Below are 13,254 nucleotides of genomic sequence, written 5' to 3'. Positions count from 1 at the left end.
TAGGCGAACCACCAGTCGTCAACAAACAAAAACTTCTTGACCAAAACATTTCTTTCCATAGCCTTTTACGAACATGAGGGAAATCCTTCTTGATAAGTCTTGAACTGGCACTTTTATAGGCATTGATGAATTTCGATAATTCACTGTTGGGTTGTGCTTTGAACAAAATATGAACATAGTCATTATCGTGGTTCCATTCCACCAATGAAATATTATATTTTTCACTCAAAGACACAAATTTATCTCTGGCATAGTCTGAAATAGTATCATCTATTACTTTTCTTCGATATTTCACAACTAACACAAGGTGGTAATACATCAAGAATACTGAATGATTATTACTGTCTAATTTCATTGTTATATCAATCCTTATACTTTATAATACTGATTATACCGCATTGAGAAAAAAAGACAAAAGAAAAAGCGTTTGGGCTGTCGCCCAAACGAAATTTATCTCCCCCTTACCGTTGGGCTAAGCCCTTCACACGCTTGAAGAGGGAGACTTCTTTCGGAAGTACGTTAAAAAAAGAACTTGTTCTAGGGAGAGGATCCATGTTGAATATTGCCGTTGTCGGGGTTGGTTATGTTGGACTAGTTACAGGAGTGAGTCTGGCTGAGATTGGACATCATGTAACATGTATAGATAATAATAAGGAAAAAGTGCATACATTACAGTCAGGTATTGCACCATTTTTTGAACCAGGTTTAGATGAATTAATGAAAAAAAATGTAGCAAATGGCCGGTTAGCTTTTGCTGACGATCTTTCTAGTGGTTGTTCTAATGCAGAGATCGTATATATCGCGGTAGGAACGCCACAGAAAAACGATGGAACTGTTGATTTAACGGATATTGAAAAAGTGGCGATTGACCTCGCTCATATTATTTTGCAGGATATGATTGTGGTGACTAAATCGACAGTCCCAGTAGGAACGAATGAATACATCAAACAATTAATCGACACGAACATCGTTAGTAGTGCATCGATTGAGGTTGTCGCCAATCCAGAGTTTTTACGAGAAGGTTCAGCCATTCATGATACTTTTCATGGTGATCGTATCGTAATAGGTTCAAATAATGAATGGGCCGCAACTGTAATTGAATCAGTAAATAAACCATTTGACATTCCAATAGTCAAAACCGATTTGCGAAATGCCGAAATGATTAAGTACGCCTCGAATGCTTTTTTAGCCACGAAAATTAGTTTTATCAATGAAATTGCAAATCTTTGTGAGAAAATTGGTGCAAATGTAGATGATGTCGCATATGGAATGGGTCTTGACCAAAGGATTGGGAACGCATTTTTGCAGGCTGGTATTGGATATGGAGGTTCTTGCTTTCCAAAGGATACAAGGGCATTAGTGCAATTATCTGGCAACATGAAGCACGAGTTCCAGCTGTTAAAGTCGGTCATAACAATCAACCATAACCAACAGAAATTATTAATCAGAAAGGCAATTGATCGGTTTCAAACACTGGCAGACAAGCGAATTGCCTTGTTAGGGCTAGCATTTAAACCAAATACCGATGACATGCGTGAGGCAGCATCCATCCCGATTGTAAATGAACTCTTAAAAGAAGGGGTAGACGTTGTTGTCTATGACCCAGCGACAATGGAAACTGCAAAAAAAATTTTTTTGAATAATGTCCAGTATGCGGATTCGATAGAGACTGCAATTACTGGTGCTGACATCGTATTTATTTTAACGGAATGGGATGAGTTTAAACGGTTAGACATCCATATATTTAACCAATTAATGAAAGATCCAGTTGTTTTTGACGGAAGAAATTGTTTTGACCTCGATCAAATAAAAAAGGCGCATATCGAATACCATTCAATAGGACGTCCAACTGTGTATAGAAAAACATAATGCAGCGGTAGCTTTAAAAAAGATGCCCCACCTAAAACATTTTAAAGTGGTTAAGTGGGGTGGATTCACCTGAAAATAGGACCCAACTGATCGAAAACTAAAAATATGAATCCAAAAAGTACTACCAATATGAGTGGATTGTTGAGAAAATGTGTTTGTTTTTTTTCAATGTCTATTTGAATCAATCGCAGGAGAATTAACATCGTTGCAAAGAATACAATGAAAAATATTTTGATTAACGTATCCTGATATTCTAATGCGACCATTTCTCCAATCATCGCTCCCATCATCCCAGCCATGATGCCAGAAAGCGTTCCATCCAGTACGGCCATTAAACTAACAGGTACCCCAGATAGAAAACCAATGAACATTCCGACTGTCATTCCGAACATGGATGATAGAAATATATTACCTGAAAGTAAAATTCCAACCGTGATTCCGACAATTAAACCAACACTCATCCCCATTGTCATTGCAATCATCATACCAGTCATGCAAGGGATTACTTTTCTGTAGTAAACAATTTTTGCAATCACAACGATGGAAAGGATAAGTACTGTCAGAAAGATAAAATATATAGGTGCTCCCAATCTAGTACTCCTCTCTGACTTGTCCAATATATTTCACTATATGATTGTAATGATCTAAAATATTCTTTGAGTTACAGATTTTCCGAACGAAAAAGCCCACTGCTTTAGCCGTGGGAGTTGTCAGAACAAAATCGTATTCTCGTAAGTAGCAGGCCATGAAATTTATTAAAAAAGCAGCTCTGGTAAGTACCAGGGCTGCTTCACTTAAACTGTGATCGTTCATGGGAACTGCCTTACTTTCATTCATTCAGCTACTTCGTTATTTTTTCATTTTAGTGGTATCTGGCTTGATTTTGAGCAATCGCATCCCATTTGCAGTAACGATTAGCGTTGCACCGACATCGGCTAAAATCGCAAGCCATAGTGTCAATAAACCTGGGAATACGAGAAGAGTAGCGACAGCTTTAATGCCCAATGAGAATGTGATATTTTGTTTGACCGTAACGAGGGCAGATCGACTTAATCGTATTGTGAAAGGAAGTTTGGAAAGATCATCTGCCATTAAAGCAATATCCGCTGTTTCTAGTGCGGTATCTGTTCCAGCTCCACCCATCGCGATCCCAGTTGTTGCTGTTGCAAGGGCTGGTGCGTCATTTACACCGTCACCAATCATACCTATTCGATCATAGGTAGTGCGTAACTCCTTAACTGCTGCAACTTTATCCTCAGGTAACAGTTCTGCTCGATATTCATCAATCCCTACTTGTGAGGCTATTGCTTTGGCAGTTGCTTCATTATCACCTGTTAGCATGATGGTTCTTTCAATGCCTGCTTGTTTCAACTGTTTTAGTGCCTCTTTACTTGTTTCTCTGATTTCGTCGGCAACGGCAATGATGGCAAACATTTCGCTATCTTTCCCTAGAATCATTGCTGTTTTACCTTCTTGTTGTAGGGTGAGAATTTGCTTGTTTACATCTCCGAGTGATATTCCCATGTCTTCAAAGAATCGTGGACTCCCAATAAGGTACGTTTCACCGTTTACAGTAGCTTGAGCCCCTTTACCCATGATTGCTTGGAAATTTTCTGCGTTCTCTAACTCTACGCCTTTCTTTTGTGCGTCTTTGACAATTGCTTCTGCCAATGGATGCTCGGAAAATTTTTCGATTCCAGCAGATAAAGCAAGCACTTCCTCCACGCTTTGCCCTTTTAATGGAATGACATTTGTCACTGCTGGTTCCCCGCGTGTCAGTGTACCTGTCTTGTCAAAAGCGATTGCATTTAAAGCTCCTGCATTTTCTAGATGTAAGCCACCTTTAATCAGGACACCATTACGAGCAGCATTACTGATCGCTGAAACAATAGATACTGGTGTAGAGATGACCAGGGCACAAGGACAAGCAAGGATTAAGAGCGCAAGGGCATTATAAATCCATTGTTCCCATGCTGCACCAAATACTAACGGTGGTACCAAGGCAAGAATCACAGCAACAGCCATGACCGTTGGCGTATAATACTTTGCAAATTTTTCAACAAATGCTTGAGAGGGTGCACGTTGTTCTTGGGCATCTTCTACCATCGTAATAATTTTAGCGATGGTTGTGTCTTCTACTAGCTTTGTTACTTTTACTTCAATGGATCCTGCTTGGTTTAAAGACCCAGCAAATACAGGATCTCCTATTTCTTTTTCAGCTGGTATCGATTCTCCAGTAATGGCAGCTTGGTTAACAGATGAGCTTCCTTTTATTACGTCTCCATCCATCGCAATTTTTTCGCCAGGCTTAACAACCATAATGTCATCTATCTCAATTTCTTCAACAGGTAAAACCTTTTCTTGACTATCTCTAATAATGGTTGCCGTTTTCGGAGCAATATCCATCAACTGACGGATCGATTGTCTTGCTTTATCCGACGAATAGGCTTCTAACCATTCACTTACTCCGAACAAAAAGGCGACGACAGCACCTTCTTCCCAATAACCAATCGAAAAAGCGCCAAAAATGGCTACTGTCATTAACGTATTCATCGTAAACCGCAGTTTCAATAAATTAGCGATCCCTTTTTTAAAGTTCCCCCAGGCACTTAATAGTGTCGCGATAACCAATAAGCTGATTGCTAATGGGGCTGGTGCACCAAACAAGTAATCAGCCGCTAAACCGATTAGGATAAATGCTAATGAGATCCCCATGATAATTTTCGTTCGGTTTTTATCCCAAAAACCTACTTCCTTTTCATTGTCTTCTTTATCATCCGCGACCTTTATATCTTCAAAAGCACCTAATTCTTCAATTTTCTCTTTACTTAGCTGCGATCCTTCAATTGTAATCTTAGAAGCAGCAAAATTGACCTTGGCATTTGTGACACCAGGTTCCTTTTTTACGACCTGCTCGAACTGAGCAGAGCAGTCCGCTCAGGTTAGGCCTGTAAGTCGTACAACCTGACTTTTCTGCTTGTTTTTAAGTTCCTTTTCAGCAACACTCATATTATATTCATTCCTTTTCCCTTCAATTGTAATGCTTCTTGCATAAGGTGATGAACATGGTCACTTACCAAGCTGTAAAACACCATCTTGCCTTTTTTCTGGTATTGAGCAATCCCTAAATTTCGGAGCATTCGTAGATGATGGGATGCAGTGGCATTGGATGCACCGATAATGGTCGCTACATCACAGACACATAGTTCATCTTCTTGTGTTAGTGCGTATAAAATTTTTAAACGTGTATCATCGGCAAAAACTTTAAATAATTGCGATAGATCTTTCGTCTGAGCTAGTTCCTGCTGACGTCGTTCCACTTTTTCTGGATCATAAATGAAGACTTCACATGTGTCATCACCCTTTTTTACAACCACTGGTTCAACTTCAGCTTTATTCGCACTCAAAAAACCCCTCCTCATTTAAGTAAATAGTAGATTGAATTACCAAAAACAATCAAATTTTAATTTGATTATAATGATAGTAAATCAAAACAAATATCATTTGTCAATGATAAAACAAACATTTGAATGAATAGTTTGTTCCCTTTTGAAGATAAATGAAATGATTATTAGATGATGTATTTGTGACACGATACGCAAAATAATATTAAAAAAAATAGGGAAAAGTAATTGCATTAAAGAAATGAATATGTTTTAATAATACTAAAGGGGGGTATTGTATGAAGGAAGTAACGAAGGAGACGTATAAATATCACGACCATAAAGATAAACTTTTGAAAAGACTAAGAAGAATGGAAGGTCAAGTTCGGGGAGTTCACAAAATGATAGAAGAAGACCGTTATTGTGTGGAGGTTTTGTATCAACTAGCGGCCATTAAAGCAGCAACAAACAAAATCGGACTTGAGCTTATTGAAGATCATACAAGAGGCTGTGTGGCAAGAGCTGTTAAGAGTCAAGATGATGATGGTGAAAGTCATATTGAAGAATTAATGGAGGTTTTCCGCACATTTACGAAATAACAATTTTGTATACGTACTTTGAAGGAGGTGATAATAATGGCAGTAGCAACGAAAACACTGGATGTTAAGGGTATGTCTTGTGGTCACTGTGTCAGTGCAATTGAAAGCTCTGTAAACGAGTTAAAAGGTATTGAAACAGTGAATGTCGACCTTTCAAGCAACAAAGTAACTGTTTCCTATAACGAGTCTGAAGTACAAATAGACAAAGTAAAAGAAGCAATAGAGGAAGCTGGATATGATGTTGCATAAAGACATATAGGAGCTGGTAGGTGTCTTCTCTACCGGCTCTGCCCCTCACGTTTTAAAAAAATCAGAAAATCATTAAGGGGGTTTTAACAATGAGCGAAACAGCAAAAGCCCTTGATTCTATAGATGAGCAGGTTACATTGGGCATAACTGGAATGACATGTGCTGCATGCGCCAATCGAATCGAGAAAAATCTTTCGAAGGTAAACGGAGTAAGTAAGGCGAATGTCAATCTTACAACGGAGAAAGCTAGTGTCTCCTATAATCCTTCAGAGACTTCAGTTGAACAACTGATGGAAAAGGTAAAAAAGACTGGCTACGGTGTTCGTGAACAAAAGACAACACTGGCGGTAACTGGTATGACATGTGCTGCGTGTGCAACACGGATCGAAAAGGGACTTGGAAAAGTGGATGGTGTTGTCAATGCAAATGTCAATTTGGCAAGTGAAAAAGCAAATGTTGAATATATTCCAGGAAAAACCGATATAGATCAACTAATTGCTGCAGTGAAAAAGGCTGGCTATAGTGCAACAGTAGCTGGTGATGCCAATGCTGAGGCGGAAAAAGAAGCACGTGAGAAAGAATACAAAAAACAACGAAATAAATTCTTGCTTGGGGTCTTGTTTTCGATATGGTTCCTACCACAAATGATCTCCGATTTAGGTGTGGAATATGGATTTAATGTAGGATTTCAATATGAAATAAACCCATGGATTCAATTTCTATTAGCAACACCTGTACAATTTTATGTCGGTGGCCACTTCTATCGAGATGCCTATAATGCACTTCGGGGTGGAAGTGCCAATATGGCGACCCTAGTTGCTTTAGGGACATCGGCTGCTTACTTTTACAGTCTAGTTGTTACAATAACTGGGTCAGATGCAGGACTTTATTACGAAGCAGCAGCCCTCGTTATCACTTTGATTATTCTTGGTAAGCTATTAGAGGTACGGGCGAAAGGTCAAACATCAGAGGCCATTAAAACATTAATGGGATTACAGGCAAAAACGGCTCGCGTGATCCGTGATGGGGAAGAAAAAGATCTTCCGATTGAAGATGTTGTTGTCGATGATGTCATTTTTGTTCGAGCAGGAGAAAAGATTCCTGTCGATGGTGAGATAATTGAAGGTAGTAGTACGATTGATGAATCAATGCTTACTGGCGAAAGTTTGCCGATTACTAAAAAGCCAGGTGATTCCGTTGTAGGAGCTTCCGTTAATAAGCATGGGTCATTTAAATTTAAAGCAACAAAAGTAGGTAAAGATACTGCACTAGCTCAAATTATTAAACTAGTTGAGGATGCACAAGGGTCAAAGGCACCGATTCAGAAATTGGCAGATAAAATTTCAGGTGTTTTTGTGCCGATTGTTATCGGTATAGCCTTGCTGACATTTTTACTCACTTATTTCATCGTTGGGTTCACTCCAGCCCTTATTAGTGCTGTAGCAGTTCTAGTTATTGCATGTCCTTGTGCACTTGGTTTAGCTACACCTACTGCAGTAATGGTCGGCACCGGAAAAGGGGCAGAGACTGGAGTTCTCATTAAAGGTGCAGAACACTTAGAAAGTGCACACCGAGTAACAACGATTGTTCTAGACAAAACAGGTACAATCACGAAAGGTGAACCAGAAGTAACCGATCTAATCACAATAAATAATTTCAAACAAGATGAATTACTTCGATTGGCTGGTTCAGCGGAAAGAGGATCTGAACATCCACTTGGTGAAGCGATTGTAAATGATGCAAAAGACAAAGGACTTACTTTAAGTGATGCTACAGAATTCAATGCAATTCCAGGACACGGAATTGAAGTAAAAGTGGATGAAAAGAAAGTTTATATCGGAAACACAAAATTAATGCAAAGACAAAACATTGCTTTTGAATCCTTGGTCAAACAGATGGAAGAATTGGAAGGTCAAGGTAAAACAGCAATGCTAATAGCAGTCGAAGGAGAACTTGCTGGGGTTATAGCTGTTGCTGATACGGTAAAAGAAACATCAGCAGAAGCAATTGCGAAACTAAAAGAAATGGGAATTGAAGTTGCCATGATTACTGGTGACAACCAACGAACAGCAGAGGCGATTGCCAAGCAAGTTGGTGTTGATCGTGTCCTAGCGGAAGTACTTCCTGAAGATAAATCGGCTGAGGTTGAAAAATTGAAACAGGAAGGCAAAGTTGTCGCAATGGTCGGTGACGGTATTAATGATGCGCCAGCTCTCGCTGCAGCCGATATTGGCATTGCAATTGGAACAGGTACGGATGTTGCAATTGAAGCTGCAGATGTAACCTTAATGCGTGGTGACTTAATGGGAATTGTCGATACGATTCGTCTTTCCAAGACTACGATGCGGAAAATCAGACAAAACCTATTCTGGGCATTTGCATATAACACAGTTCTCATCCCTGTTGCGGCTATTGGGTTACTCAATCCTGTACTTGCAGGTGCCGCAATGGCATTTAGCTCCGTATCCGTTGTAACCAATACGTTATTTTTACGGAGATGGAAACCTGTCCGAGAAGTAGCAGCGTAAATATAACTGTAGGGAAATTATTGAGGTTACTCTTATAAGGGTGTAACCTCAATAATTATTTAGAGGTTGTTCATTTTAGTTTTCAGATAAAGTGCGTGTTCAAAAAGTCGTCAAATTAGAAGGTCGACTAATGTCGCCACGTCCTGTGGCAACGTCGACACTAGCACGTCCTGTGCGTCGCAAGCAGGTCGAGGCGGCGCTGTTTTGAGTAACGGAGCGAAAGCTTGTTGCTTCGAAAGCATTACCTCGCACGAAGAAAAAGTGTTCTTCTTTTTCTAAGGATATGCTTTTAATACGTGAGTAACGGAAAAACAAGCCAACGAAGAGATGCGCCGCTTATCATTTGGTGACTTTTTGAACAACTTCTTAAAATATATTATATTCTTCATATTTTCCACATATTTATCGTGTACACTTGTACAAAATAATGCTTGCCCAGCTTTGAACAGGCTGGGTTTCATCATGCATCTTGAAAGTTACATTTTTTCAGTGTAGTAAGGCTTGAAAACAAAGGAAGGAGGGGGAGTGGTGACAGATATAAATTTATTTTTATCATTTGCAGCTGGCTTTCTTTCTTTTATTTCTCCATGCTGTTTACCACTATATCCAGCATTCCTGTCCTACATTACAGGGGTATCAGTGGAAGAATTAAAGGAAAACAACGGTATGCTGCAAAAACGAGCGATATTACATACAACTTTTTTCCTCCTAGGATTTTCAGTTATTTTTATTGCTTTAGGATTTTCTGCTTCTTTAGTTGGTAGCTTGTTTCAAAGCTATAATGACATGATTCGCCAAATTGGTGGTATTATTGTCTTTATATTCGGCCTCGTTTTATTGGGGGTATTTCAGCCCAAATTCTTGATGATGAATAAAACGTTCACAATTCGAAATAGACCATCGGGGTATGTAGGTTCAAGTGTCATAGGAATGGGGTTTGCAGCTGGTTGGACACCCTGTACTGGGCCAATTCTTGCAGGAGTAATTGCACTTGGCGTATCAAATCCAGAGGCTGGCATGGCCTATATGATTTCATACGTTTTCGGTTTTTCGATTCCTTTTTTCATTATGGCTTTTTTTATCGGCAAAATGAATTGGATTAAGAAATATAATCGTTTATTGATTAAAATTGGCGGTTTCGGGATGGTTGTTATGGGAATCTTCTTATATATGAATTGGATGACAAAGATTATTGCTTTTCTAACCACTCGGTTTTTTAATGGTTTCACTGGATTTTAACAAGCCATTTGTTTTTATGAATAATTGCCTTGTGTTAAAATAAAATGAAGTGATAGTAATAGAGCGGATCAGGGGAAGGGGATGATCGGGTGAGCATTTTTGAAAAAATTTTCAATAAAAAAGAACAAACGCCAGAAGTGTATCCAGACGTACCTGAAGGAATGAAAGGCGTCTTTATGAAAGGGATTGGCATGCACTGAGCACACGGATGTAAGCCTCTCGTTGAAGAGGCACTTAGAAGTGTGGATGGTGTGAAAGAGTTTAAAGTAGAGGTTCCACCAAAGGATCAGGCTTTTGTAATATTTGATCCTGCCAATACAGATGTTGAAATATTAAAACAGGCTATTAAAGAAAGCGGATATAAAGTGAAAACGATTGAGGAGACTGCTTAATCCAATTGTAGCTCAAAATTCTTGTTGTACGAATTCAACAAGAATTTTGAGCTTTATTTTTGAACAAGCACTTAAAGGCAAAGAAGATAATTGCAGTTTATAGAAATCATGTTATAATACTGGATGGGGTATGTTATTAGGTGTATCCTATGTAGTATCATTTGAAAAGTAAAAGTATTGAAATAGATCATGTAGGAGAGGTATGAAATCATAATGTTCCTTTTAATAAGTGGCTTATTAGTCGCGTTCTTATATTTATTGTACCAACGATATTTCCCAGTTTATCGAGTGAAGTGTGTGGATATTGAGAGGGAGACGATCCACGATGACATCACGTTGTTAGATATTAGAGATTTTAATGTTGCAGATCGAATGCCCGTAAGTAATGCGATCAACCTACCTCAAGCGCATTTAAACAGGTATTATAAGAAGATTAAATCACAAGAGGTTATTGTAATCGTTCCAGATTTACTATCGTTAAATTTCAGTGTAAGGTATTTACGTAAAAAGGGCTTCAAGGTTATCGGCTATTATATGATTGAAACTGGCAAGGAATTCAGTTTGGAAAGATGTGGTTGTAGTCATTAGGTAAAGAGTTTATTTGCTGGTATGTGAAAACCTTGTGGTCGATAGTAGCTTAGGATGAAGAGAGGAAGGTTAACATGTTTGAAATGATTAAACGAGTTCGAGAACGGAACCCTTTGGTGCATAATATCACAAACGTGGTTGTTACCAACTTTACAGCAAATGGATTGCTAGCAATTGGAGCTTCACCAGTGATGGCTTATGCGAAAGAAGAAGTGGCAGATATGGCTCGTATAGCAGATGCACTCGTTCTGAATATCGGAACATTAACAACAGAAGAAATTGAATCGATGATTATTGCAGGAAAAGCCGCCAATGAAAAAGCGATTCCTGTCATCTTGGATCCCGTTGGAGCAGGTGCTACGAAGTTCCGAACAAAAATGGTTAAAAAAATAATAGCAGAGGTAAGCATTGCGATCTTAAGAGGAAATGCAGCGGAGATCGCTAATATTGCAGATGAAAATTGGGCGATAAAAGGTGTGGATGCTACTTCAGATGGTGGAGATGCTAAACAGTTAGCTCAAAAAGCTGCAACGTTATTCGACTGTACGGTTGTGATTACAGGTGCGGTGGATGTAATTTCAAACAAAAAAGGAACAAACTTAGTTTCCAACGGGGATCCACTACTAAAAAAAGTGACTGGGGCAGGATGTTTGCTATCATCTGTGATTGGGGCATTTGCTGCGGTTGAATCTGACAGTCTCAAAGCTGCTACTACAGCAGTTGCAATTTACGGAGTTGCAGCTGAAAAAGCCGCAGAACTTACATCTGATAAAGGGCCTGGTAGTTTTCAAATTGAGTTTTTAAACCAACTGTCAAAAGTGGGTGTAGTGGATCAAGTACTGGCGAAAACGGAGCAAGTTATTATCGAATAAAGGTGGGCAAACAATATGAAAGTATACAAAGCATTAACGATTGCTGGATCGGATAGTGGTGGTGGTGCTGGCATCCAAGCGGATTTAAAAACGTTTCAAGAGCTAGGTGCTTTTGGTATGTCAGTAGTCACCGCGGTCACCGCGCAAAACACATTGGGAGTTCAAGGGGTTTACCCAATACCTATTGCAGGCATTACCGAACAAATAGCCGCCATTGGTGACGATTTAGGAACAGATGCTTTAAAGACAGGAATGCTTTTTTCAAGTGAAGTCATCGATGCGGTAAGCGAGAAAATCGACCATTATGGTTGGCACAATGTGGTAGTCGATCCTGTTATGGTCGCAAAAGGTGGAGCTAAACTGCTGCAAGATGAAGCGATTCGGGCGTTAATAGAAAAGCTGATTCCGCTTGCCACTGTCATTACTCCAAATATACCTGAGGCAGAGCTGTTGACCAATCGGGATATTAATACACTTGAAGAACGAAAAGAAGCGGCAAAGTCTATCTACAATATGGGTGCTAAGACTGTTGTTATAAAGGGAGGTCATGGAAACGGCCAAGAAGTGGTAGATCTCTTTTACGATGGGGAGGTATTTGAAAAGATGGTTTCACCTAGAATAGAAACTCGCCATACACACGGTACTGGCTGTACCTTCTCAGCAGCAATTTCGGCAGAATTAGCAAAAGGGAAAGAAATTAGAGAAGCTGTCATGACTGGTAAACAGTTTATCCGGGCAGCTATTGAAAAGCAATTAGGAATTGGGAAGGGGCATGGTCCAACGAATCACTGGGCATATAATGAGAGAGGTTGAGGTGATCGGAAATGTCGGAGTTTGATAGCAAAAGAATAGAGGAATTGCTCACGCTTTACTTCATTATGGGAAGTACAAACTGTGATCGAGATCCTGTTTATGTACTCGAACAAGCAATTGAAGGAGGAATCACTCTTTTTCAATATCGAGAAAAAGGAAGAGGCGCACTCGAAGGCAAACAGAAAGTGAAGCTGGCAGAAAAATTACAAAAAATATGTAAGGATGCGAGTATCCCTTTTATTGTCAATGATGATGTGGATTTGGCGCTAACGATAGATGCAGATGGTGTGCATGTAGGACAAGAGGATGAGTGTGCTCGCGCTGTTCGTGAACGCATCGGTAATAAAATTCTAGGGATATCAACTCATACACTATCTGAAGCACATCATGCAATTGCAGACGGTGCAGATTATTTAGGACTTGGCCCAATCTACCCAACGCAATCCAAAGAGGATACTGAAAAAGTTCAGGGAACAGAATTAATTCAGAACTTTCGAGAACTTAATATTACCACACCGATCGTTGGTATCGGTGGAATTACCTCATCTAATGCGAATAAAGTGATCCAAGCGGGCGGCAATGGTGTATCTGTTATTTCAGCGATTGCAGCCGCTGAAAATGTTAAGCAAGCTACGGAACAACTTAAAAAACAAGTGGATAAAAACGTCGTATAGCGGGTATTTTATCCACTTGCGATTTTTTTGTGAACTCAGATACCATTA

The 13,254-nt window shown here is 39.4% G+C and carries 14 protein-coding genes; 10 read left to right on the top strand and 4 right to left on the bottom strand.

All coding sequences use genetic code 11. The features are described from left to right. The coding region (gene tnpA, locus NC797_RS04860; protein ID WP_272435599.1) for an IS200/IS605 family transposase at window positions 1-355 on the bottom strand (355 nt) is incomplete at its 3' end. Between the two features lie 197 nt (window positions 356-552). Here tnpA and NC797_RS04855 point away from each other — a divergent pair. Continuing rightward, window positions 553-1,869 carry a UDP-glucose dehydrogenase family protein gene (locus tag NC797_RS04855; RefSeq protein ID WP_272435598.1) on the top strand — a complete coding sequence of 439 codons (1,317 nt, stop codon included), beginning with the start codon at window positions 553-555 and terminating at the stop codon, window positions 1,867-1,869. 65 nt (window positions 1,870-1,934) lie between these two features. Here NC797_RS04855 and NC797_RS04850 read toward each other — a convergent pair whose 3' ends face one another. From NC797_RS04850 to NC797_RS04840, 3 genes are all read right to left on the bottom strand, one after another. Beyond that, on the bottom strand, window positions 1,935-2,459 hold the full coding sequence (locus NC797_RS04850) for a hypothetical protein (RefSeq protein WP_272435597.1): 525 nt from the start codon (window positions 2,457-2,459) through the stop codon (window positions 1,935-1,937). A 259-nt stretch (window positions 2,460-2,718) separates the two neighbouring features. Continuing rightward, window positions 2,719-4,878 (bottom strand): heavy metal translocating P-type ATPase, encoded by a 2,160-nt coding sequence (locus NC797_RS04845; protein ID WP_272435596.1) that lies wholly within the window; start codon window positions 4,876-4,878, stop codon window positions 2,719-2,721. Beyond that, entirely contained in the window at window positions 4,875-5,276 is a 402-nt protein-coding gene (locus tag NC797_RS04840) for an ArsR/SmtB family transcription factor (RefSeq protein WP_272435595.1), read from the bottom strand. Before NC797_RS04840 ends, NC797_RS04845 begins: the two co-directional genes overlap by 4 nt. Window positions 5,277-5,551: 275 nt before the next feature. On the opposite strand from NC797_RS04840, the gene NC797_RS04835 reads away from it, so the two are divergent. The 9 genes from NC797_RS04835 (at window position 5,552) to thiE (ending at window position 13,206) form a co-directional block, all read left to right on the top strand. Continuing rightward, complete coding sequence (locus NC797_RS04835; RefSeq protein WP_272435594.1) at window positions 5,552-5,851, top strand: metal-sensitive transcriptional regulator; 300 nt, start codon at window positions 5,552-5,554, stop codon at window positions 5,849-5,851. 36 nt (window positions 5,852-5,887) lie between these two features. Further along, complete coding sequence (gene copZ / locus NC797_RS04830) at window positions 5,888-6,100, top strand: copper chaperone CopZ (RefSeq protein WP_272435593.1); 213 nt, start codon at window positions 5,888-5,890, stop codon at window positions 6,098-6,100. Between the two features lie 89 nt (window positions 6,101-6,189). Next, window positions 6,190-8,628 carry a heavy metal translocating P-type ATPase gene (locus NC797_RS04825; protein WP_272435592.1) on the top strand — a complete coding sequence of 813 codons (2,439 nt, stop codon included), beginning with the start codon at window positions 6,190-6,192 and terminating at the stop codon, window positions 8,626-8,628. Window positions 8,629-9,156: 528 nt separating this feature from the next. Continuing rightward, a complete protein-coding gene (locus NC797_RS04820) occupies window positions 9,157-9,867 on the top strand; it encodes a cytochrome c biogenesis CcdA family protein (RefSeq protein ID WP_272435591.1) in 711 nt (236 codons plus the stop codon). Window positions 9,868-10,109: 242 nt separating this feature from the next. Then, window positions 10,110-10,259, top strand: coding sequence for a hypothetical protein (locus NC797_RS04815; RefSeq protein ID WP_272435590.1), 150 nt, complete (start codon window positions 10,110-10,112; stop codon window positions 10,257-10,259). Window positions 10,260-10,472: 213 nt separating this feature from the next. Beyond that, on the top strand, window positions 10,473-10,847 hold the full coding sequence (locus NC797_RS04810; RefSeq protein ID WP_272435589.1) for a sulfurtransferase: 375 nt from the start codon (window positions 10,473-10,475) through the stop codon (window positions 10,845-10,847). A gap of 74 nt (window positions 10,848-10,921) precedes the next feature. Continuing rightward, window positions 10,922-11,719 carry a hydroxyethylthiazole kinase gene (thiM, locus tag NC797_RS04805; RefSeq protein WP_272435588.1) on the top strand — a complete coding sequence of 266 codons (798 nt, stop codon included), beginning with the start codon at window positions 10,922-10,924 and terminating at the stop codon, window positions 11,717-11,719. A gap of 15 nt (window positions 11,720-11,734) precedes the next feature. Further along, on the top strand, window positions 11,735-12,532 hold the full coding sequence (thiD, locus tag NC797_RS04800) for a bifunctional hydroxymethylpyrimidine kinase/phosphomethylpyrimidine kinase (protein WP_272435587.1): 798 nt from the start codon (window positions 11,735-11,737) through the stop codon (window positions 12,530-12,532). An 11-nt stretch (window positions 12,533-12,543) separates the two neighbouring features. Beyond that, complete coding sequence (thiE, locus tag NC797_RS04795) at window positions 12,544-13,206, top strand: thiamine phosphate synthase (protein WP_272435586.1); 663 nt, start codon at window positions 12,544-12,546, stop codon at window positions 13,204-13,206. Window positions 13,207-13,254 lie beyond the last annotated feature (48 nt).

The sequence above is a fragment of the Terrihalobacillus insolitus genome (assembly GCF_028416575.1).
In the GTDB taxonomy this organism is placed as follows: Bacteria; Bacillota; Bacilli; order Bacillales; family Amphibacillaceae; genus Terrihalobacillus; species Terrihalobacillus insolitus.
This window is presented reverse-complemented; position numbering and strand designations above follow the sequence as displayed.

Coding starts and splice junctions, on each gene's coding strand:
- copZ (WP_272435593.1), top strand. CDS start 5,888: ATGGCAGTAGCAACGAAAACACTGGATGTTAAGGGTATGTCTTGTGGT.
- thiM (WP_272435588.1), top strand. CDS start 10,922: ATGTTTGAAATGATTAAACGAGTTCGAGAACGGAACCCTTTGGTGCAT.
- NC797_RS04835 (WP_272435594.1), top strand. CDS start 5,552: ATGAAGGAAGTAACGAAGGAGACGTATAAATATCACGACCATAAAGAT.
- NC797_RS04810 (WP_272435589.1), top strand. CDS start 10,473: ATGTTCCTTTTAATAAGTGGCTTATTAGTCGCGTTCTTATATTTATTG.
- NC797_RS04825 (WP_272435592.1), top strand. CDS start 6,190: ATGAGCGAAACAGCAAAAGCCCTTGATTCTATAGATGAGCAGGTTACA.
- thiE (WP_272435586.1), top strand. CDS start 12,544: ATGTCGGAGTTTGATAGCAAAAGAATAGAGGAATTGCTCACGCTTTAC.
- thiD (WP_272435587.1), top strand. CDS start 11,735: ATGAAAGTATACAAAGCATTAACGATTGCTGGATCGGATAGTGGTGGT.
- NC797_RS04855 (WP_272435598.1), top strand. CDS start 553: ATGTTGAATATTGCCGTTGTCGGGGTTGGTTATGTTGGACTAGTTACA.